Here is a 21,692-nt window from a genome sequence, read left to right as displayed (position 1 = left end):
TTCGTGGTCGGACTAGCGTTGGTTAGTGCCCTGAGCCCTTAATGCCCGGAGCCGCGAACGCCGAGCAGAACGTCTTCCCACGACGGCATCGGCGCTTTACCCCGACGCTGCCGCTTGGCTTTCACGTCCGAATCAGCTTGGGGCTCAGGCGTTTTCACCGGGGGTTCGGCTGGCACCGCGGGCGGCGAGTGCATCGCGGGCGCGGCAGGCTGGACGGCAGGCGTGGGCGTCGCGACGATCGGCGCTGGCGCGGGCGTCGGCGTAGCCGTGATCGGCGGATGCGTGACCGGCGGAACCGGTGCCGCGCCCCCACCAGCGGCGACCTGGCGCTGCTCGTAGTACTCCTCGATCGTCGGCTGACGTGCGGCAACCGGCGCGACGGGTTCACGTCGAACATCGGCGACCGGCGGCGGCTCGGCTGACGCGGGCGTCGGCAGAATCGTCGCGAGACCACGCAACGCCCTACCGAAGTCGGGGTCGATCAAGTCGGCAGCGGGGTCGTCGAGCGGCGAAACGGAACCGCCGTGCGCGTCCGGTTGGTAGCGCCAATGCGCGGCGATCTCGGAATGGCCGTTGCGCCACTGCAATTGAGCGACCCAGAAGCCCTTCTCGTCTTTCCAGGCGTCCCATTCGGCGATTTCGATGGTGTGCCCACGCTCAGCGAACGCGGCGGTGACCACCTCATGCAGCGTCTCGGGTGCTTTGCCGTCGGGCAGCACCGGGTGCGCTTTTTGCGCGAGTTCAGCGGCACGGGCGCGCTCAAGCAAAACGGGGTAGGCGAAGCGCTCGATCTTGCTTGCCGACATTCCCGACTCGCGCGTGACCTGCTCGACCGAAGCGCCAGCGCGAATGCGCGCTTGAATATCGCGCGGCCGCATCGAGGCTTCCGTCTCGATTTCAATCTGACCGAAACGCGCGAGATCGCCACGGGCAGCGGCACGCAACTTGTCGTCGGCGGGCAGACGGAACTTGGTACCAGACTCGGCGTCGATGCACACGATATGCGTGGAGTCAGGCGTCACCCCGATCACTCGAAGATCACGCACTATTACCTCCCAATCGCGTCGGCCCCGGCACTGTTCGTACACTGCCCACTTTCCTTGACAGTAGTGCACAGTACTTGGTGAAGGTGCCAGACACGCATGCTTAAATCGCGCACGAGCGGTGTCTGTGCGGCTAATCTTAGCGGCTTTGCGCGCGAATTATGTTGCTGGCCAGGGCTTTTGGTGACAGATCAACATCAAAGTGGAGCGGCGAACTGCAAACGTTGCGAATTACGAGCCCCGTCAATTCGGGCGAAGTGCCCACCGGGAAACTCGATTCCGTCGCTAGTGGCGTAAGGCCCCTACGCAGAAGGTTTCAAAACAGAAGTCTCAAACCTAGGGTGCGATTCCCGCAGCGAAACAACGGGAATCGCACCCTGGCTACCGTCAGAGGTTTCCGACAACCCAGTCGATCGAACGAGTCAGCTGCGAAATGTCTTCCGGGTCGATCGCCGGGAACATGCCAACACGAAGCTGGTTGCGGCCGAGCTTGCGGTAGGGCTCGGTGTCGACGATCCCGTTGGCGCGCAGGATCTTGGCGACCTGTGCGGCGTCGACGTCATCATTGAAGTCGATGGTGCCGACAACCTGCGAACGGTGTTCGGGGTTGGTGACGTACGGGGTGGCGAAGTCGCTCGACTCGGCCCACGAGTACAGGCGCGACGACGAATCAAGCGTGCGCTTCACGGTCCAGTCGAGGCCGCCGTTGGCGTTCATCCACTCGATCTGATCGGCGAAAAGCAGCAGCGTGGCGAGCGCCGGGGTGTTGTAGGTCTGGTCCTTGGTCGAGTTGTCGATCGCGATCGGCAGCGAAAGGAACTCGGGGGTCCAGCGACCCGATGCCTTGATCTCTTCAACGCGAGCAAGCGCGGCCGGGCTCATGATCGCGATCCACAGGCCACCGTCAGCGGCGAAGCACTTCTGCGGCGCGAAGTAGTAGACATCCGAGTCGGCGATGTTGACCGGAAGACCGCCCGCGCCCGAGGTAGCGTCGATGGCGATAAGCGCGTTCTCCGAACCGGCAGGGCGCGACACCGGAATCGAGACGCCCGTTGAGGTTTCGTTGTGGGCCCAGCCGATGAGGTCGGCCGACGGGTCCGACACCGGCACCGGCGCGCTGCCCGGCTCCGACGAGATGACGATCGGATCGCCAATGAACGGGTTGCCCTTGGCGACCGAGGCGAACTTCGACGAGAACTCACCGTTGGTGAGGTGCAGCGAACGCTCGCGGATCAGGCCGAACGCGGCGGCGTCCCAGAACGCGGTGGTACCACCGTTGCCGAGCACAACCTCGTAGCCTTCGGGCAGCGAGAACAGCTCGCGCAGGCCGTTGCGCACGCGCGCCACGACGTCCTTGACCGGCTTCTGGCGATGCGAGGTGCCAAACACCGAAGCGCCAACAGTCACCAGGGACTGCAGCTGCTCCGGGCGGACCTTGGACGGGCCGCAGCCGAACCGTCCGTCGGCGGGCTTGAGGTCGGCGGGAATGGTCGGGAACGCACTGGTCATAGGGGCGAGTTTAGTAGTGGCGATCGAGGCCCTTTGGGTCGGGTGGAGCGCCTGGGTGAGTGCGTGGAATTTGCCAGAGTTTGCCAATGAGCGGACCGTGTTCGCATTACTCTCTCGCTATGAGCCTCGCTGTGGTCGACTCACGTCCCACCCTGCTCGACCGGCTCGCCTTGGCATTCGGGAAAAGGCCAAGGTTGCTGACGGAGAGCGCGCGTCGAGAACTGCTGATCAGGGGATTGCCCGCTACCGCGACCGTGCTTGCGACGAGCTCGCGTCGAGGAAAGGGCGGCTACCAATTCGCGGTACGGGTGCGGTTGCCCGATGGACAGTCATGCGACACCCGGGTATGGCAGCGGATGCGTAGCCAGGATCTGGCGTGGATGCAGCCGGGCGACGAAGTGGATTGTCGGGTCGACCCTGGTCATCGGGAGCGCGTCGCGCTGTTTGTCGCCGAGCCGGTCGCGCGGTCGGGGAGTCGGGCGGCGGCCAAGATTTTGCGCGATGGTCGTCGGGCCGAGGCAACGGTGCTCGCGATCACGCCAACCGCATGCGACTTCGCTGGTCGCGGCGATCCGGTAATGCGGCTGGACTTGGAAATGCGCGCTTTTGATGTGCCGAAGTCATGGCGGGTGCGGTTGATCCAGCCGGTGCCGTTGGCGGCGGTTGGCCGAATCGCGCTTGGAACGCGGGTGACGGCGGCTTTTTTCGCGATTGACCGTGGTGAGTCGGTCGCGATCGACTTCGCGGCTATCTGACCTGCATCGCGCGGTTCAGCGGGCTCGCATGAACCAGTGCGTCCCGGAGCTTTGCCTGTATTAAGGCTTTACGAACGTGTAGCCAGCCGCGCGTAGTGCGGGTAGCGCGACGCTCATTCCCGCTGCCGTCCCCGATTTGGGCCGGTGCATGTGGGCGAGGATCACCCCACCCGGAGCCGCGGATTTCATCGCCTGCTGCACCTGCGCCGGCGACGCGGTCGCACCGAAGTCGGCGTTCACGGTGAATCCCAGTGGCGTTTCCCCTAATTCGGTGCACAGTCGAACGGCGACGTCGTCGTAGTGCGCGGTCCCGGGACGGAAAAAGCGCGGCGCGCGGCCGGTGAGTTCGGCGATGCGCTCGTGGTTGACCCACACTTCGTCAGCCGCTTCCTGCGCCGACGTTGTCCCCGCGATCCCGTAGGCGGCCTTGCCGTTCACCGAAAGCGGCCGGTGCGCGACACCATGATTGGCCAGTTCAAACAGGGGATTGCTCGCGAGTTGAACCACGCGGCCCGGGTTTGCGTCGACCCAACGCTTATTCAAAAACAGGACCGCGGGAATGCCGTTGTCGTTGAGGAAGTCGATCAGCGTGAGGTCGATGTCGTTGTTTCCGACACCGCCGCAGGCGTCGAGGGTAAGCACGAGCTGTTTGCCGTTGGCGGCGAAACTGCTGGTGATCCCAGGTAAATCGGTGCCCCACACTTGGGGTTTTTGTCCCGCGTAGCGCGCGGCGATGTCAGCGGGCGAGGGCTGCGGCGTGGCAACAAGCTTCGGCGTTGCGACGGTGGAAACCGGTGCGCCTACGGGGGGAGCGACGGAGCTGGAAAGTGGCTCGGCGTTCTCGGCGGGCGCACCACACGCCCCAACGGCAACAGCGGCCCCAACCGCAAAGAACCCACGTCGCGACACCCATGTTGCGCGCATCCCTATACCCCCAAGAGGCCGGATTAAACACGCAAACTTTACCGCTATACCCGTGGACTTCGCGCTACGACGCTTGCTAATCGGTGAGCACGCTCTGGTGGCGGCATCGGCCGAGTGGCATTCGCCACCAGAGCGTGCTCACCGACATTGCCCAGGGAGGGTTCAAGATCACCAGGCTCTCAGGTACGAAATTGGGGTCGAAATTTCTCCCTGAGAGCCTGATGATCTTGGTGGTGCGAAGCCCTATGCGGGCGCGATTGTCGACCAGCCCGCTACTTCTTCCGGCGTGCGCGGGCCCGGGCCCGTGTAAATCGCGGCTGGGCGCACCAGCTTGCCGAGCTGCTTCTGCTCCAAGATGTGCGCGCACCAACCTGCGGTGCGGCCACAGGTGAACATCGCGGGCATCATGTGCGCGGGGACCTCGGCGAAGTCGAGAATCACCGCCGCCCAGAACTCGACGTTGGTCTCGATCGCCCGGTCGGGGCGACGTTCGCGCAGCTCAGCGAGTGCGGCCTGTTCCAGTGCGGCGGCAACCTCGTAGCGCGGGGCGTCTAGGCGCTTGGCCGTCGCGCGAAGCACGCGGGCGCGCGGATCTTCGGCTCGGTATACACGATGGCCGAAGCCCATCAGCTTTTCTTTGCGGTCAAGGATGCCCTTGACCAGGCCACGCGGGTCGTCGGTTCGCTCGACTTCCTCGATCATCGGCAATACGCGCGCGGGCGCCCCACCGTGCAGTGGGCCCGACATCGCGCCAATCGCGCCCGACAGCGAAGCGGCGACGTCGGCGCCGGTCGACGCGATCACGCGCGCGGTAAACGTCGACGCGTTCATGCCGTGCTCGGCCGCCGAAACCCAGTAGGCGTCGATCGCCGCGGTGTGGCGCGGGTCCGGTTCGCCCTTCCACCGCGTCATGAATCGCTCTGTGACAGTGGAGCATTCATCGATGAGCTGCTGGGGAACCGCCGGCTGGTAAATGCCACGCGCCGACTGCGCGACGTAAGAAAGTGCCATCACCGAAGCGCGGGCCAGGTTGTCGCGCGCGGTTTCGTCGTCGATGTCGAGCAGCGGCTGGTATCCCCAAATCGGGGCGAGCATCGCAAGGCCAGCCTGCACGTCGACGCGCACGTCGCCGGTGTGGACGGGCAGCGGGAACGGTTCGGCGGGCGGCAATCCGCGCCCGAACTCGCCGTCGACGAGCAGCGCCCACACGTCGCCGAACGTGACGCGATTAGCGACAAGATCCTCGATGTCGACGCCGCGATATCGCAGACTGCCACCGTCTTTATCTGGCTCGGCGATGTCGGTCGTGAAGGCGACAACACCCTCCAAACCGCTGACGAAATCCTGAGGAACCGAGCTGGTAGTCATAGTGACTCTCCTTGCGGGGGCATGCCGATCTCGCTCACCATAACCCCGCGATACGCAGGAGTAACGTCGGCCCCATGCCTGCCTCCGAACCCACCATGGCGACCGCTCCCGACCTGGCCGATATGCGTGTTGATTACGGCATCGCCGCGCGTGGCGCGGTCGAGGAAACCGATTTAGACGAGACCTGGCTCGATGACGGCTGGGAACCGCTGCTGCGTCGCTGGCTCGAACAGGCGACCGCGCTTGGCGTCGCCGAACCGAACGCGATGGTGCTCGCGACGGTGTCGTTGACCGGGCCCGTTCCGCGTCCCGTCGCGCGGACGGTCCTGTGTAAAGGGCTCTCGCCGGAAGGTGTCACCTTCTATACGAATTTCGATTCGGCGAAGGGCACGCAGTTGGCCGCCGACCCGTACGCGGCCGCGACATTCGTGTGGCCCGCGCTTGGGCGACAGGTCCACGTGCGCGGGGTAACCGAACGTGTCGCGCCCGAGGTCACGCAGCGGTACTGGGACTCGCGCCCCCGCGGATCGCGCCTTGGCGCTTGGGCGTCGGCGCAGTCGCGTACGGTCGCGAGTCGCGCTGACCTTGACCAATCGCTCGTCGACGTCACGCGGCGGTTCGCGGACACCGAAGACATCCCGGTCCCGCCGTTTTGGGGCGGCTACCTGCTTCGTCCCGACGAGGTCGAGTTCTGGCAGGGCCGCAGCGGTCGGCTACACAATCGGATCGTGGTCCGCATCGATGGCGATACGACATCGATCGACCGTTTGCAGCCCTAATGTCTCGTGGTGATTCTCACCGAGCGCAACCCTTCGCGCGAAGGTATGGCCGGGCTAGCGTCCGGTAAGTGAAACTGCTCGCCGACACGACCCCGCTGCGATATCCCGACTATCGCAGGCTGTGGATAACCAACATCGTCACCGTTATTGGTGCCCAGCTCTCGGTCGTCGCGGTGCCGCAGCAGATTTACGAAATCACCCAAAGTTCGGCTTACGTCGGGCTGGCTGGCGTGTTCGGGCTCGTGCCGCTCGTCATCTTCGGACTCTGGGGCGGCGCGCTTGCCGACGCGCTCGATCGACGCTGGCTGCTCGTCGTCACCACCGCAGGCACGGGCATCACCGCCGTCGCGTTTTGGATTCAGGCCGCGCTCGGCGTGAACAACGTGTGGCTCGTGCTCGGACTCTTCGCTGTTCAACAGGCATTTTTCGCCGTCAATCAGCCAACGCGCAGCGCCGCGATCGCCCGACTCATTCCGCCCGAACAGATCGCGGCGGCCAGTTCGCTCGCGATGACCGTGCAGAACGTCGGCATGATCGCCGGACCAGTGCTCGCTGGCATGCTCATCCCGGTCATCGGGTTGCCGATGCTCTATCTCATCGATTCGATCGCCCTGCTCGCGACGCTGTGGGCCGTCTGGCGACTCCCGGCACTCCCGCCGACCGGCGAAAAACGCGGCGCTGGCCTGCGCTCGGTGATCGACGGCTTCCGCTACCTCACCGGCCAACGCGTCCTGCTCGCGTCGTTCGTCGTCGACATCATCGCGATGGTCTTCGGCATGCCGCGCGCGCTTTTCCCGCAGATCGCCCACGACACCTTCGGTGACCCCGCGGGCGGCGGTTTCGCGCTTGGCCTGCTTTTCGCGGCGATCTCGGCGGGCGCGGTGCTCGGTGGTGTTTTCTCGGGTTGGGTGCCGCGCATCCGGCGCCAGGGCCTCGCGGTGATCGTGTGCATCGTGCTGTGGGGGCTCGCGATGGTCGGGTTCGGTTTGGCCGTTGGCTTTGCCGGGCACGTGTTCGGACTTGGCGTGTGGTTGTGGATCGCGGTCGGGTTCCTCGCGTTCGGCGGGGCGGTCGACATGGTGTCGTCGGCGTTCCGAACCTCGATGCTGCTGACGGTGTCCACCGACGAGATGCGAGGGCGTTTGCAAGGGGTCTTTATCGTCGTCGTCGCTGGCGGTCCGCGCGTCGGTGATGTTGCCCACGGTTTTGCCGCCGCGAGCCTGGGTACCGCTGTTGCGGCGGCAGGTGGCGGTGTCCTCGTTGTCATCGGCGTTGTGATCGCGGCGCTCGCGTTCCCAGCGTTCGTGCGGTATCGCATGACGACGCGTGCCCAGTCGGAACCGGTAGTGAAATAGCTTGTGCGACACCGAATTACGCGAATCAACCAATGCTCGGCGACAAAGTGTGGCAGGAGGGCGATGCGATGGGATGATCGATGGCGTGACCTGCGGCGCGACCAGTTACCGCAACCTCACCGAGGCCACCGGCGGGTGTGAGGACGGCAGAGGGCAACCCTGATTGCTCATATCGCCGCGACTAGCGCTAGCGTTAGCGCAAGCGCACCGTATGCCGACCGCATCGGGGCCTACGGTTACGCGCCGGGTTTCAGGGCTCGGCGAGAATCTCAACTAGCCTGAGAGGGATCCTTCCGTGCCCGCTGAGAACATCAACAACGTCGCCGAAGACGCCAAGGCGGTACTTCAGTACCCCGGCGGCGAGTTCCCGATTACGGTCACCAAGGCCGCCGAGGGCAACGACGGTTTCGACCTCGGCAAGCTGCTCGCCAGCACCGGCCACGTCACCTATGACCCCGGTTTCATGAACACGGCGTCGACGAAGTCGGCCATCACCTACATCGACGGTGACGCGGGCATCCTGCGCTACCGCGGTTACCCGATCGACCAGCTCGCTGGCCGGTCCACCTTCATCGAGGTCAGCTACCTGCTCATCTACGGTGAGCTGCCGACCCAGGCCCAGCTCGACGACTTCACCGATCGCATCCGCCGTCACACGCTGCTGCACGAAGACCTCAAGCGCTTCTTCGACGGCTTCCCGCGCAACGCGCACCCGATGCCGGTGCTTTCGTCGGCGGTCAACGCGCTTTCGGCCTACTACCAGGACTCGCTCGACCCGCGCGACCCTGAGCAGGTCGAACTGTCGACGATCCGGCTGCTCGCGAAGCTGCCGACCATCGCCGCGTACTCGTACAAGAAGTCGGTCGGTCAGCCGTTCCTCTACCCCGACAACTCGCTGTCGCTGGTTGAGAACTTCCTGCGCATGACCTTCGGTTTCCCCGCCGAGCCGTACGAGGTCGACCCTGAGGTCGCCGCCGCGCTCGACATGCTGCTGATCCTGCACGCCGACCACGAGCAGAACTGCTCAACCTCGACCGTGCGTCTCGTCGGTTCTTCCGACGCCAACCTGTTCACCTCGGTGTCCGGTGGCATCAACGCGCTGTGGGGCCCGCTGCACGGCGGCGCCAACCAGGCCGTGCTTGAGATGCTCGACGAGATCAAGGCCAACGGCGGCGACGTCAAGGAGTTCATCCGCAAGGTCAAGAACAAGGAAGACGGCGTGAAGCTCATGGGCTTCGGGCACCGCGTCTACCGCAACTTTGACCCGCGCGCGACCCTGGTCAAGAAGTGTGCCGACACGATCTTGTCCAAGATCGGTGGCGACGACCAGCTGCTCGACATCGCCAAGCAGCTTGAAGAGGCCGCCCTGTCGGACGACTACTTCATCTCGCGTCGCCTGTACCCGAACGTCGACTTCTACACCGGCGTCATCTACCGCGCGATGGGCTTCCCGACCCGCATGTTCACCGTGCTGTTCGCGATGGGCCGTCTGCCGGGCTGGATCGCGCACTGGCGTGAGATGCACTCCGAGCCGCTCAAGATCGGCCGCCCGCGCCAGATCTACACCGGTTACGGTGAGCGCGACTACCGTGAGATCGACGCTCGTTAATCGCTCGCTAACTGCCAAGACCTATCGAAGGGGATAGTGCATATGACCAAGCCGGAGATCGAATTCCAGGAGGGCCCCGCGCCCACCGAGCTCGTGATCACCGACCTCATTGAGGGCGACGGCAAGGAAGCAGTACCCGGCGGCACCGTTGAGGTGCATTACGTTGGCGTTGAATTCGACAGCGGCGAGCAGTTCGACGCGTCGTGGGACCGTGGCGAGTCCATCACCTTCCCGCTGCGTGGCCTGATCCAGGGCTGGCAGGAAGGCATTCCGGGGATGAAGGTTGGCGGTCGCCGTCAGCTCACCATCCCGCCGGAGCTGGCTTACGGCGCCGCTGGCGCCGGCCATCCGCTTTCGGGCAAGACGCTGGTCTTCGTGATCGATCTGCTGGACGCCAAGTAAGTTTGGTTCTTTCAACGGGCCCGCACTCTTCGAAGAGTGCGGGCCCGTTGACGTTTGGCTGCCTGGTGATAGCTGGGTGGCTGCGGCCCCGTTCCGTTCGCGCAAACCAATCCGGTCACTTGGTTTTTGTGAGTCGAAGTGGGGAAGTTATTCGTGTCGTTCGGCGCGCCTCACCAAACCGGTTGTATCTGTTTGCTATAAGGGCCGGTCATCGGATATGAATGCTTCGTCCATGACAGTGAGTTTGATTCGATTCACCCGGGGGAGTCGACGCATTGCCCAGGGGGTTTCGGGAGGGAGCGCTCGGTCGCGGTGGCATTGCCCATCGTGGTTGCGGTTGGGCTCGTTGGCGCGGGGAATGCGAGCGCTAACGATGACCAGGCGGTGCGGTACGCGGCTGGGTTGGGGAGCGCGGGGACGGCCGAAGGTGTTGGGTACCGCACCGAAGTGGCACCCGATCTGAAGACGGTGTCGGCGTCGGTCGACAGCGGCCGGTTCGTCGCTTCGCCCGAGGGCGGGATTGTTCTCGAATCGCCAACGGGGGCAGCGATCACCACGATCCCTGCCTCGTTCGCGACAGCGGGGGGCAACACGATCACCTTCGCGACGGCCATCGCCGAAGGCGGGCGTGGCATCACGATCACGCCGCAGGTCGCTAAGCCGGCAGCCGATGAATTGCGAACTATCGCAACGGTTCCCGGCTCACAGGACTCCGACCCGATCCATAACGGCGCGGCGGCAGGCGCTGGCGTTGGCGCGATCGTCGGCGCGGTGCTGTGCTTGCCCGCGCTGGCGGCGTTCATCATCGGGTACTTGCCGTGCGCGGCGATTGGCGTGCTCACGAACGCGCTGTTCGGTGCGTTGATTGGCGCGGTGGTTGGTGCGGTTGCGCCGGATGTGATTCCGCAGGTGCTGCCCTGAGGTAGGGGATTCGCCCGCGCTGTTGGTAGCGCGGGCGTACCGACCAAAATGGTTGCGGGGGCGCTGAATTGAGCAGTACTCGCCGACCGACTCAGCCAGGGTGGGAGCTGGTGGCCGCATCACGTTGGGATGCCGCCCAATCAGTGAAACTTATTCGCGCACAACCTCAACCGGGTCGGTCAAAGCCAGTGCTAGAGCCGATTGCTGAGCCGCGCCGCGTTGGGGCAGTGCGGCTAGGGCCTGGTTCGTCTGGTTGCTCAGATTGCCAACGATGTTCTGCAGTGCGCCAACGCCGCCGGTCAGTTGCTCAACGGCCGAAAGGAGTTGCGTCCCACCCTGATCCGCGAGGGCAGGCAACCCCTTGGCCAGTTCCGCACCCTGTGCGAGCTGGGCGCGGGCGCTCGTCAAGCGGGTTACCACCGTCCGCAGCAACGTGCCGAGGTCGGTGTTGGGGTCGACCGCGGCACCGGTCAGTTCGCTCAGGCCGTCGAGCTGGGTGCCAGCCTGCGCGGAGACGGTTTTGAGCGAGTCAAGTTTGGTGATGATGTCGGCGAGCTGCGGGTCGTTGGCGAAGGGGAGTCCACGAAGAAGGGGGAGGATCTGGTCGAGACCCGTACCGAGCGCGGCAGCGCTCTTCTGCACACCCGCGACAGTCACGCCCGTCGCACTGAGCGCGTCAGCGAGCTGGGTTGCCTGCTTGGTCGCACCGTCGACCGTCTGGTTGAGCAGGTCGATCGCCGAGGTGAGTTCGCCAGCGCCCTGCTTCGCGTAATTCAGGAAGCCGAGCATCTGCTGCGCGCCTCCGCTGAACTGGTTGGCACCGTCGGCAGCCGCTGACACGCCCGCGTTCAGCAACTGGGCGGTGAACTGCACCGACGTCATCTGGTTGCGTGCCTGGGAAACGGCGGCTAGCGCGGCGTCGACACCGGATGCGCCGATGCGGTGCGTCACCACGTCGACGGCACCGTTCACGACCGCCTCGTCGGCACCGGCGTGCGACGCGACCGTCACCTTCGCGCGTTTCGGGTCGGCTGTCGCCAGCGTGGCCATCGAGGAGGTGAGGTCGGCGGGCAGCGTGATCACGGCGGCGAAGTTCGCCGGGTCGACCTCGCCGGGCTTGGCGACGGTCCACTCGTAGCCGCCCGCGTCCTGCACGGCCTTGGCAACCCGTTCGCCGGTTGGCCCGGAATCGGCGTTGACCAGCGCGAACCCGGTCGGTGAATCAGCAGAGGAGGAAGAACAAGCACTAAGCCCGAACCCAGCGGCACCGACAACGAGCGTCGTGGCGACAAGCATGGCCACGCGGGCACGAGTAACGATCACGCCCCGACCGTAACGCCCTAAATGGGCTGGGCACTGGGAGAGGTCTGAGAGTTCAGTGAGGAAGGGTATTGCGTGTGGTGACGCATAGTTGACGATTTATTGACAATACGGGGTATCTCGTTGCGCCGCAGTAGCTTTGACGTATTCTGTCCTGTTTGGTACAAATTCCCGGTACTTGATCTTGTTTCCCATCTGGGGGTTTGTCATCACCATGTTTAACCGCACCATCGCGACCAGCCGTCGCATTGCTATCGCCGCACTGCCGCTTGCCGTCGCGACGAGCCTCGTCACCACGGGCACCGCCGCCGCCGATGTCGTTGATCAGTCGAAGATTGCCGCCGGACTCTCGTCGACCGGGGTCGACAACGGGGTCGGCTTCAAGACCTCGGTCTCCCCCGATTTGCGCCTGATCAGCGCGTCGGTCGACAACGGCACCTTCGTCATCGAGCCGAACGCGACCAAGGCGCGCGTCATCTCCGCCGCTGGCGCGACTGTCGCTGAGGTTCCGCTCGCCGTCCCGACGGTTGGCGGCAACACCATCTCGTTCGCGGCTGTCGTTGCTGATGACGCCAAGAGCATCCAGCTCGCCCCGGTGTTCTCCGCTGACACCGAGGCCGAGCTCAAGAACATCGCGACCAACCCGGACGCGGCCAACCATGACCCCGTTCCCAACGGCGCCGCCGCTGGGGCGACCTTCGGCGTCATCCTGGCCGCGATCATCTGCCTGCCGTCGCTCGCGGCGTTCATCGTCGGCTACCTCGCCTGCCTGCCGGTGCTCGGCCTCTCGGCTGGCCTGTGGTGGGCGATGATCGGCGCGTTCGTCGGGCTGGTTCGCCCGGACCTGGTGCCCCAGGTGCTGCCGTAACGAACTGCTTGTGAACGGGCCCGCGGTCAGCACGACCGCGGGCCGTTCGCGTTCACACTGGCCGCAGCGGCAGGTTGATCACCAGCCGCGCACCGCCCAACGTGCTGTCTTCGAAAGATGCTGTGCCGCCGTGTAATTGGGCCTGCTGTGCAACAAGCGCGAGGCCAAGGCCCGAACCGCCCTTGCTCGCGCGACTGCCCCGGAAGAACCGCTGGAACACCGCCTCGCGTTCGTCGGCGGGGAGACCGCGTCCGTTGTCATCGATGGCGATGATGAACCGGTCGCCGACTCGGTGCGCGGACACAATCGCCTGCGTCGCGCCACCATGTCGCACCGAATTGGTGAGCGCGTTGTCGACAGCGAGGCGCAGTCCGGCGGGCAGGCCCCGTGTGACGAGCTCGGGATCGGTGTCGATAGAGACCGACAGGCTCGGGTTGTGGCGCATCGCATCGTGGGCGGACTGGTCGCACAGGTCAGCCACATCGGTTGGCACATAATCGGTTTCGGCGGTTAGGTCGCCACGCGCCAGGCGCTCCAACGCGTAAAGCGTTGTCTCGACACGGGTTTCGTTGCGCGCGAGGTCGGCGAGGATTTCGCTGCGCTGCTCGTCGGTGAGGTGCAGCGTGCGCAGGACCTCAAGGTCGGTGCGCAAAGCCGTGAGGGGCGTACGCAGTTCGTGTGCTGAGACGGCGGCGAAGTCGCGCGCGGTTTCCAACGCGGCAGCGGTTTCGGCTTGCGCCTGGTCGACCCGCGCGAGCATCGTGTTCACCGCGTCAGCGAGCTTGACGGCCTCGTCGACACCCGACCCGTCGACCGGCGTCGCGGGGTTGTCCGGGTCGGGCACCAAACTGCGCTCGGAAACCTGCTTGGTGAGCCGCACGATCGGCCGGACAGCGCGCCCGGCAAGCAGCCAGCCAAGCGCGGCAGCGGCAGCGACGGCGATCGCGGCACCCAGCAACACCCAACGTTGCTGCTCGGCAGTAGCTTTCGCCGCCTGAGCGGCTGGAATGCCAAGCGAAACCGTTCGCCCGTCGGGCTGATTCTCGGTGGTCGTGAGCACCCGATAGGGCACGTCATTCACCTCGATCGTGCGCGACCCAGGCGACAAATCAGGCAACTGTGTTGAACTCGACGCCGTGACTTGGCCTTTGTCGCGCACGGTGAGCGCCATCGTATTTTGCAGGCCGGTGAGATTCACGAACCCCGTCGCCAACACCGGCTCGATCAGCACGATGCGCGAAGCGATTTCCAACTGCTGATCGGTTTGAGTGACGTTATTGCGTTCAATCGCTTGGAAACTCACGAACGCCGCGATGGTAACGATCACAATCGCACCCGCCGCCGCCGCGCCCGCGACGCGAGTGCGTAGCGAAAAAGATTGGCGCGGACCACTTTTCGAGCGACGAAACATCATTTCGATTCCCGGAGTACGAAACCCACTCCGCGAATCGTGTGCAAAATGCGTGGGGTTTGGTCAATTTCGAGTTTGCGTCGCAGATAACCGACAAACACATCAACCACATTCGTATCAGCTATGAAATCGTAACCCCATACCAATTCCAACAGCCGTTCGCGGGTGAGCACTACCCCGGCATTGCGCGCCAACGTAGAGAGCAATTCGAATTCGCGTTTGGTTAGTTCGATTTCGTTGCCGTGCAGCAGTGCGCGATACCCGGCGACGTCGAGTCGCAGTGGTCCAACGGTGATCAAATCGCCGGACGCGGCAGGGTCGGCCGAGTCGGTTCGGCGGCGCAGCAGCGCCCGAATCCGGGCAACCAGCTCGGCCAATTCAAACGGTTTAACCAGGTAGTCGTCGGCGCCAGACTCCAGCCCCGCGATGCGGTCGTCGACGGAAGCGCGGGCGCTGAGCACGCAAATCGGCACGTCATTGCCCATCGCGCGCAACGCCGTCACGACGCCAGCACCGTCGAGCACGGGCATGTTCATGTCGAGCACAACCGCGTCCGGGCTCGTTGATGCCACGCTGCGCAGCGCGGCACCACCATCGCGCGCGACAGCGACATCGAAGCCCGATAGGCGAAGTCCGCGTTCAACCGAGGTCAGCACGTCCTCGTCGTCATCGACAACGAGGACAAGGGGAGAGTCACCAGTGCGTTCGCTCACGGTGACCAGCCTAGAGCCGCGCGCTGACTAGGGCGTCGGCGTGCCAAGCGTCGTCGCGACGTCGTCGGAACCAGCGCCGGATTCCGTTTCGAAACGGCCCGGGTTGCTGAGCGCGAGAATGCGGTCGGCGAGTGCGGTGAGCACCGATGGGTCTTCGATTGTCGCGGGCGTTTCGGGGTGTTCACCCGCGGTGAGCTGCCGAATTGTCTTGCGCAGAATCTTGCCGGAACGGGTTTTCGGCAGTCCGGTGACGATGATCGCGTCCGACAGCGGCGCGATCGCGCCGATCTGGCCGCGCACCCGTTCGATGAGCTCAGCACGCAGTTGGTCGGGTTCGACCTCGACGCCCTGCTTGAGCACCACATACGCAAGCGGCAACGTGCCCTTGATGTCGTCGGCGACGCCAACGACAGCGCATTCGGCGATGGCGTCGTGCCCGGCGATCGCGGCTTCGATACTGCCGGTCGAAATGCGGTGACCTGCGATATTGATGACGTCATCGCTGCGACCGAGCACGAAAAGATAGCCGTCCTCGTCGAAATAGCCCGAGTCGCCGCTGAGGTAATGGCCGGGGAACGCGGCAAGGTAGGACGCGACGAACCGGTCGCGGTCGCGCCACAAGCCCGTCAGCGCGCCGGGCGGGAGCGGCAGCCCGATGACGATGTTTCCCTCGACACCGGCGGGCACCGGATTGCCGTTCGCGTCGAGCACGCGCAGGCGATAACCGGGAATCGGCACCGACGACGAACCCGATTTCACCGGAAGTTGTTGCAGGCCAAGCGGATTACCGCAGATCGGCCAACCGGTTTCGGTCTGCCACCAGTGGTCGATGACGGGGATGTCGGGGTAGTCGCCCAGCAGCACTTCCGATGCCCACTGGAACGTCGCGGGATCGAGGCGCTCGCCAGCGCAAAACAGCGCGCGCATGCCCGAAAGGTCGGCGCGCTTAGCGAAGCTGGCTTCGGGATCGGCGCGGCGAATCGCACGCAGCGCGGTCGGCGCGGTGAACAACACGCGCACGCCGTGCTCTTCGACGATGCGCCAAAACGCGCCAGCGTCTGGGGTGCCGACGGGTTTGCCCTCGTAAAGGATTGTTGTCGCGCCAACGAGCAGCGGCCCATAAACGATGTAGGAGTGGCCGACGACCCAGCCAACATCCGACGCCGCCCACATCACCTGACCTGGGCCAACGTCGTAAACATTGCGCATCGACCAGTCGAGCGCGACCGCGTGACCACCGTTGTCGCGGACGACGCCCTTTGGCTTCCCCGTCGTGCCCGATGTGTAGAGGATGTAGAGCGGATCGGTCGCCGCGAGCGACACCGGCTCGGCCGGCTCGGCGTTGGCGATCGCGGCATCGAAATCGACCCACCGCGCGGCGATGGTCTGCTCCGACGACGGCAAAACGTCGGTCGCGGGCTGCGGCGCTGGGAATTCGATCGTGGGAAATTGTGGGCGCTGCTTCACGATGACCGTGCGGACCGAGTTGGTCGCCGCGAGGTCGAGCGCGGCCATCACGATCGGCGGGTACTCAACCCGACGCGTCGGTTCGAGCCCACCAGACGCGGTAATAATCAGGACCGGTTCCGCGTCGTCGATGCGCGCGGCCAATTCTGGCGGGGCGAATCCGCCGAAAACCACCGAGTGAACAGCGCCGATCCGAGCACACGCGAGCATGGCGATCACTGCTTCGGCGATCATCGGCAGATAGATCACGACGCGATCGCCGGTGGTCACGCCCAAATCACGCATAGCGCCCGCGAAACGCGCGACCTCGGCAAGCAATTCTTCGTACGTGTAAACGGTGGTTTCACCGGTCATAGCCGAGATCGATATCAAGGCTGCTTGATCGGCGCGTCCACCCTCGGCGACAGTCCCCGCCGCGACGTGACGGTCAAGGACATTAACGCTCGTATTCAGTCGACCGTCCGGGAACCAGCGGGCCGAACGCTTGTCTGTTGTATCGACAATCTGGGTTGGTTCAACGTCCCAATCAATGCTCTGAGCTGCGGTAGACCAGAACTCATCCGGGTCAACCAGACTGGTCTGATAGACCGGTCGGTACTCGTGTTCGTGGTCCACGCCCGTGACTCCCTAGCCTCGCTTCGATGCCCGCTCGATAGATCCTGATGATTGTGGCAGACTTCACGCGTCACCCGATGCGGTGCCGCGACCTTTGGTTTTGCCCACAACAGGCTGGTCATCGCGCGGACCTCTACCGGGAGTCAGCCAAGAAGTTATTGATCCGTTAGAATCTGATGTCACTTATTAAGGCAGTCGTAGACGCAATTTCTCGGCCAGCCGCAAGTCTCGGCCAAGTACCGCCGAGCGAGTCGTCTTCACGTAAGTGAAGCGTCGCGGGCGTGCTTGGTAGACCGCTTGGTATACGAGGCCAGTTTGGAAAGTGAGTGGGAGATGCGTGACGCCGCTAGGTCCGGCAGCAAGCGCTGGGCGCTCGGCAACTGGGACTTGCGTTGGAAGGTTACGGCCGTCTTGGCCGTGCCTCTCGCGGTCGCGGTCGGGCTCGGCGTGTCGAGAATTACCTCTGAGTTCTCGGAGGCCAATCGACTGTCGGGAATCAATCAGCAGGTCGACACGCTGCCGTCGGTCACTGGGCTCAGTGCCGCGTACGCGCGTGTCGTCGGCAGCCAGTTGGTGCCTGCGGGACCGGGTGTCAGCCTTGTCAACGACAAGGACCTGACCGACCTGGACGCGGCAACCGTCGCTGCCGAGCAGGCGCTGCCCAAGCTCGTCGCGCTGCCTAAAGCGCATTCGGCGCTGGAAAGCATGATCGGCGCTGCCAAGAACGTGCGCGCCCAAGGCAAGACGCCGGCCCCTGCCTCCGACACCGCGCTCGCTGGTGTCGACCAGGTTCGTCGCGACAGCGTCGACATTGTCGAGACCACGCTTTCGCAGGTCAGCGACCCGGTCATGGACTCGGTCAAGCTGCGCTTGGTCGACACGCTGAATACCCGTTCAGTGCTCGTTGGCCAGGTTGCCGCGATCGTCGAGTTGCTACGCGGAATCCCTACGGGCCTATCGCACTTCCAGGCCAGCGTCGCCACCGAACGTCACCTGCTCGACGTGCTTGGTAACCGCTTCCCCGACGGTGACCGGGTCATCGCCGATCTCAAGAGCCAGGCTGATCTACGCGCTTCGATGCTGAGCGGGCCTGAACTGCAGGCGGGCAAGCTCCCCGTCGGCGACGTTCGTAATTCCGCCTACGCCAGCCTCGCGAACTATCAGGCTGTCGTTGGTGAGTCGGCAACCGCGATCAAGTCGGCGATGGACCAGCTGTCCAGCTCGGCAGCAACTGGCGCATGGACCTACACCGCCGTCGTTATCGCGACCATCATGGCCGCGCTTTTGCTCGCGGTCTTCGTCGCGCGCTCGATGATCGTGCCGCTGCACCGGCTTCGCTTGGCCGCGCTGCGCGTCGCCGAATCCGACCTGCCGCACGAGGTCGCCCAGCTCCGCAACGGTGCCGCTCCCGAAGACGTGCCGCTTGAGCCGATGCCGGTTCGCTCTGATGAGGAAATCGGTCAGCTCGCTCGCGCTGTCGACGACATCCACGGCCAGGCGCTTCGCCTCGCGAGCGACCAGGCGCAGATGCGTTCGCAGGTCAATGACATGTTCGAGACGCTCGCGCGTCGGTCGAAGTCGCTCGTCGATCATCAGCTCACGCTGATTGAGGCGATGGAGTACGACGAAAAAGACCCGCGTCTGCTCGAAAACCTCTTCCGCCTCGACCACCTCGCCGCGCGCATGCGCCGCAACGGTGACAACCTGCTCATCCTCGCCGGTACTAAGCAGCGTCGAACGAAGTCGGCTCCGGTCGAAATCGCCGACGTCCTTCGCGCCGCGATTTCCGAGGTTGAGGACTACGAGCGCGTCAAGCTTGGTGCCACTCCGCGCGGTTCGCTCGTCGAACCTGCCGCATCGGATATGGCGCACCTGTTCGCCGAGTTGCTCGACAACGCGCTCCGCGCTTCGCCGCCGGAGACCGACGTCAAGTTCACCTTCGCGCAAGCACACGACCAGGGTCTGCTGATCGAGGTCGCTGACCGTGGCATCGGTATGCCGCCGGTCGAGATGACCGAGATCAACCGTCGCCTTGAGCAGACGGCGGAACCGGGTCCCGACACCGCGCGTCACATGGGTCTCTTCGTTGTTGGTCGTCTCGCGGAACGCCACGGGCTCACCGTGCGGCTGCGTCCGACGTTCGACACCGCGCGCGACCCTGGCGTCACTGTGACGGTGCACGTACCGGTCGGCCTCATCGTTTCCGGTGGTGGCGCGGGCCAGGGCGTTCCCGCCGTCGCGCAGCCGGTTCGACCGAACCCGCAGAACCAAAACCAGAACAAGCAGCAGGCCGCACCTCAGCAGCCGCAGCAGCCGTCGACCATGCAGACGCGGGCCATCACCCGCACGCCTGGCGGCAACGTGATGGTGACCGTCGACCCAGGTGTCAGCGGTCCGATTCAGACCGGCCAGGGCGGCACATTGCCGCAGCGTCAGCCGGGCAATTCGATGGCGACTGGTTTGCAGCAGGATGCCGCCGAGCAGTCGGCGCCCACGTTGCGCCCTGCCGGACAGAACCCGCCCGCGAATGCGCCGCAGCGCGGCAAGCTCGCCGCGGCGGCACTCCCGAAGCGCAACCTCGCTGGTGGACCGCGTCCGCCTGCGGGGCCGGGTGGGCCTAACGGTCCCGGCCTCGGTGGTCCCGGCCTCGGCGGTTCGGGTGCGCCCGCAGGCGATCAGCAGCCGGCCAACGCGCCGCAGTCGCTCGCTGGCGGACTCCCGCAGCGTCAGCCGGGTGCGAACGGTGCGCCGTCGCGTCCGGCAGCGCCTGGCGGTCCCGGTCAGCAGCAGGGGAGCGCGTCGGGCGGCTTGCCGCAGCGCTCGCCAGGTTCGAACGGCGCGCCATCGCGCGACGGTGCGAATGGTGGCTTGCCGCAGCGTGGTCCGTCGACCGGGCTACCCCAGCGTGATCCGTCGACCGGTCTCCCGCAGCGTGGTGGCGCGAATAGCCCGCAACGTGAAGGTGCCGACGGCGGTCTGCCCCAGCGTGATCCGTCGACCGGCCTGCCGCAGCGTGGTGGCGCCAACGGTGGCCTTCCGCAACGCGATCCCGCATCGGGCTTGCCGCAGCGCGACAGCGCCAATGGCGGTCTCCCGCAGCGTGATCCGTCGACTGGGCTACCCCAGCGCGACGGCACCAACAGCCCGCAACGTGGCGCCCCCGCCAACGGTGGTCTGCCCCAGCGCGATCCCGGTGCTGCCTTCACGCAGCGCGGTGCCGCGACGGGCTTGCCGCAGCGCGACACCGAAGCGAATGCCCCGCAACGTGATTCGTCGGCTCAGCAGCGCGAAGACGCCAATGGCCGTCTCCCGCAACGGGATTCGGGCCTGCCGCAGCGCGGCGGACGCGACAACGTCAGCGGCGGACTTCCGCAACGCGACCCCGCATCGGGCCTGCCGCAGCGTGGCGCGCCCCAGCGCGACACCGCCCCGCAGCGCGACGACGCCAACGGCTTGCCGCAACGCGACCCGGCGGCTCCGCAGCGCAGCACCCGCGAACCGGTAGCCCGCCTGCCGCACCGCGACAACACCGGCGGTCTGCCCAAGATCGACCCGCTCAGCGGCCCGTTGCCGCAGGTCAAGAACGATCCGCTTAGCGGTCCGTTGCCGACCGTCCGCCCAACCCGCGCCCCCGCGGCAGGGCAACCTGGTCCGAATGGGCTGCCGCAACGAGATCCCGGCGCTACTGTTGTCCCGCAGGCCAACGCTGGCCCCGGTGTGGCACTGCCGCAACGGGATTCCGTAGCGCCTGTTGGGCCGGAGAGTGCTGCGTCGGCAGGGCGCGATCCGGGTCGACACAGTTACCGGTCTAACCCGACCAAGACCGCGTCGTTCTTCCAAACCAGGTTGCAGCCGGCACCCGAGGGTGATTCCGTGATGGGCGGAACGCCAATCTTCGCGGAAATGATGTCGGCGTGGCTGACGGATGAGAACTCCGATCGGTCGCAAGCGGCAGCTGCCTTCGAATCGCCCGGTGACGAAGGTTGGCAGGCTGCTCGCGCGGCCAGCGAGGCCAAGCCTGAGGTGCGAACCGCAGCAGGCTTGCCCCAGCGCAACCCTGGTGTTCGACTTGTGCCAGGCGGTGTGGCCGGTGCCGCCGATCGCACGCCGTCGCGCGATCCCGAAACCATCAGGTCCAGTCTGAGTCGTCACCAGCAGGGCGTCCGGGATGGCCGCGCAATGAAGGCAATGAACCTAACCGGAGATAAAGGAGACCGATGAACCCCGATCTAGGTGGTACGAACCGTCAGCTGGATTGGCTGGTTTCGAACTTCGCCAACGAGGTTCCTGGCGTAGCCCATGCCGTCCTGGTCTCGGCTGATGGCCTACTGATGGCGGCGAGCGCCCAGCTTCCGGTTGACCGTGCTGAGCAGCTTTCCGCTGTCACCGCTGGCCTTGCCAGCCTTTCCGTCGGTGTGTCGAATCTGTTCGAAGGCGGTACGGTACTGCAGTCCGTCGTCGAGATGGAGCACGGCTACCTACTGCTTATGGCAGTGGGCGACGGTTCCTACTTGGCGGTCCTGACCAACACCTCGTGTGACATTGGTCAGGTCGGCTACGAAATGGCTTTGTTGGTCGAGCGTGTGGGCCAGACCGTCCAGGCCACACCACGCGTCACGATGGGTTCCTGATG

17 protein-coding genes are annotated in these 21,692 nt (G+C 65.2%); 9 read left to right on the top strand and 8 right to left on the bottom strand.

Translation table 11 applies throughout. The features are described 5' to 3' along the window. Positions 1–38 precede the first annotated feature (38 nt). Both sepH and serC read right to left on the bottom strand, forming a co-directional pair. Positions 39–1,046, bottom strand: coding sequence for a septation protein SepH (gene sepH / locus IEX78_RS16735; protein WP_188829925.1), 1,008 nt, complete (start codon positions 1,044–1,046; stop codon positions 39–41). Between the two features lie 384 nt (positions 1,047–1,430). After that, a complete protein-coding gene (serC, locus tag IEX78_RS16730) occupies positions 1,431–2,552 on the bottom strand; it encodes a phosphoserine transaminase (protein ID WP_188829924.1) in 1,122 nt (373 codons plus the stop codon). Between the two features lie 119 nt (positions 2,553–2,671). On the opposite strand from serC, the gene IEX78_RS16725 reads away from it, so the two are divergent. Then, positions 2,672–3,307 (top strand): hypothetical protein, encoded by a 636-nt coding sequence (locus IEX78_RS16725; RefSeq protein ID WP_188829923.1) that lies wholly within the window; start codon positions 2,672–2,674, stop codon positions 3,305–3,307. 60 nt (positions 3,308–3,367) lie between these two features. Here IEX78_RS16725 and IEX78_RS16720 read toward each other — a convergent pair whose 3' ends face one another. Continuing rightward, entirely contained in the window at positions 3,368–4,231 is an 864-nt protein-coding gene (locus tag IEX78_RS16720; RefSeq protein ID WP_188829922.1) for a polysaccharide deacetylase family protein, read from the bottom strand. Positions 4,232–4,474: 243 nt separating this feature from the next. Then, positions 4,475–5,599, bottom strand: a complete 1,125-nt coding sequence (locus IEX78_RS16715; protein WP_188829921.1) for a citrate synthase 2 — start codon at positions 5,597–5,599, stop codon at positions 4,475–4,477. A 122-nt stretch (positions 5,600–5,721) separates the two neighbouring features. Here IEX78_RS16715 and pdxH point away from each other — a divergent pair, with 122 nt between their 5' ends. From pdxH to IEX78_RS16690, 5 genes are all read left to right on the top strand, one after another. Continuing rightward, entirely contained in the window at positions 5,722–6,378 is a 657-nt protein-coding gene (pdxH, locus tag IEX78_RS16710; RefSeq protein WP_229684087.1) for a pyridoxamine 5'-phosphate oxidase, read from the top strand. A 68-nt stretch (positions 6,379–6,446) separates the two neighbouring features. After that, positions 6,447–7,733, top strand: coding sequence for an MFS transporter (locus IEX78_RS16705; RefSeq protein WP_188829920.1), 1,287 nt, complete (start codon positions 6,447–6,449; stop codon positions 7,731–7,733). A 295-nt stretch (positions 7,734–8,028) separates the two neighbouring features. Then, positions 8,029–9,342, top strand: a complete 1,314-nt coding sequence (locus tag IEX78_RS16700) for a citrate synthase (RefSeq protein ID WP_188829919.1) — start codon at positions 8,029–8,031, stop codon at positions 9,340–9,342. 42 nt (positions 9,343–9,384) lie between these two features. Next, complete coding sequence (locus tag IEX78_RS16695) at positions 9,385–9,744, top strand: FKBP-type peptidyl-prolyl cis-trans isomerase (protein WP_188829918.1); 360 nt, start codon at positions 9,385–9,387, stop codon at positions 9,742–9,744. A gap of 312 nt (positions 9,745–10,056) precedes the next feature. After that, the gene (locus IEX78_RS16690; protein ID WP_188829917.1) at positions 10,057–10,665 is read left to right on the top strand and encodes a DUF8020 domain-containing protein; all 609 of its coding nucleotides are present in this window, start codon (positions 10,057–10,059) and stop codon (positions 10,663–10,665) included. A gap of 150 nt (positions 10,666–10,815) precedes the next feature. On the opposite strand, the gene IEX78_RS16685 is transcribed toward IEX78_RS16690, so the two are convergent. Beyond that, the gene (locus tag IEX78_RS16685; protein ID WP_188829916.1) at positions 10,816–11,988 is read right to left on the bottom strand and encodes a YhgE/Pip domain-containing protein; all 1,173 of its coding nucleotides are present in this window, start codon (positions 11,986–11,988) and stop codon (positions 10,816–10,818) included. 211 nt (positions 11,989–12,199) lie between these two features. Here IEX78_RS16685 and IEX78_RS16680 point away from each other — a divergent pair, with 211 nt between their 5' ends. Then, entirely contained in the window at positions 12,200–12,853 is a 654-nt protein-coding gene (locus IEX78_RS16680) for a DUF8020 domain-containing protein (RefSeq protein WP_188829915.1), read from the top strand. A gap of 52 nt (positions 12,854–12,905) precedes the next feature. On the opposite strand, the gene IEX78_RS16675 is transcribed toward IEX78_RS16680, so the two are convergent. The 3 genes from IEX78_RS16675 to IEX78_RS16665 all read right to left on the bottom strand — a co-directional run bounded on the left by IEX78_RS16675 (position 12,906) and on the right by IEX78_RS16665 (position 17,059). After that, complete coding sequence (locus IEX78_RS16675) at positions 12,906–14,180, bottom strand: sensor histidine kinase (RefSeq protein WP_308426548.1); 1,275 nt, start codon at positions 14,178–14,180, stop codon at positions 12,906–12,908. A gap of 83 nt (positions 14,181–14,263) precedes the next feature. Then, complete coding sequence (locus tag IEX78_RS16670) at positions 14,264–14,977, bottom strand: response regulator transcription factor (RefSeq protein ID WP_188829913.1); 714 nt, start codon at positions 14,975–14,977, stop codon at positions 14,264–14,266. A gap of 27 nt (positions 14,978–15,004) precedes the next feature. Beyond that, entirely contained in the window at positions 15,005–17,059 is a 2,055-nt protein-coding gene (locus tag IEX78_RS16665; RefSeq protein ID WP_188829912.1) for an AMP-binding protein, read from the bottom strand. A 333-nt stretch (positions 17,060–17,392) separates the two neighbouring features. Between IEX78_RS16665 and IEX78_RS16660 the strand changes: the two genes are divergently transcribed. Together IEX78_RS16660 and IEX78_RS16655 are read left to right on the top strand one after the other, a co-directional pair. Further along, entirely contained in the window at positions 17,393–21,280 is a 3,888-nt protein-coding gene (locus IEX78_RS16660; protein ID WP_188829911.1) for an ATP-binding protein, read from the top strand. After that, on the top strand, positions 21,277–21,690 hold the full coding sequence (locus IEX78_RS16655; protein ID WP_011207200.1) for a roadblock/LC7 domain-containing protein: 414 nt from the start codon (positions 21,277–21,279) through the stop codon (positions 21,688–21,690). The genes IEX78_RS16660 and IEX78_RS16655 overlap by 4 nt, the downstream gene beginning before the upstream one ends. Positions 21,691–21,692: the final 2 nt, after the last annotated feature.

Origin of the sequence: Nocardia camponoti (genome assembly GCF_014646135.1) — a bacterium.
Lineage (GTDB): Bacteria > Actinomycetota > Actinomycetes > Mycobacteriales > Mycobacteriaceae > Nocardia > Nocardia camponoti.
This window is presented reverse-complemented; position numbering and strand designations above follow the sequence as displayed.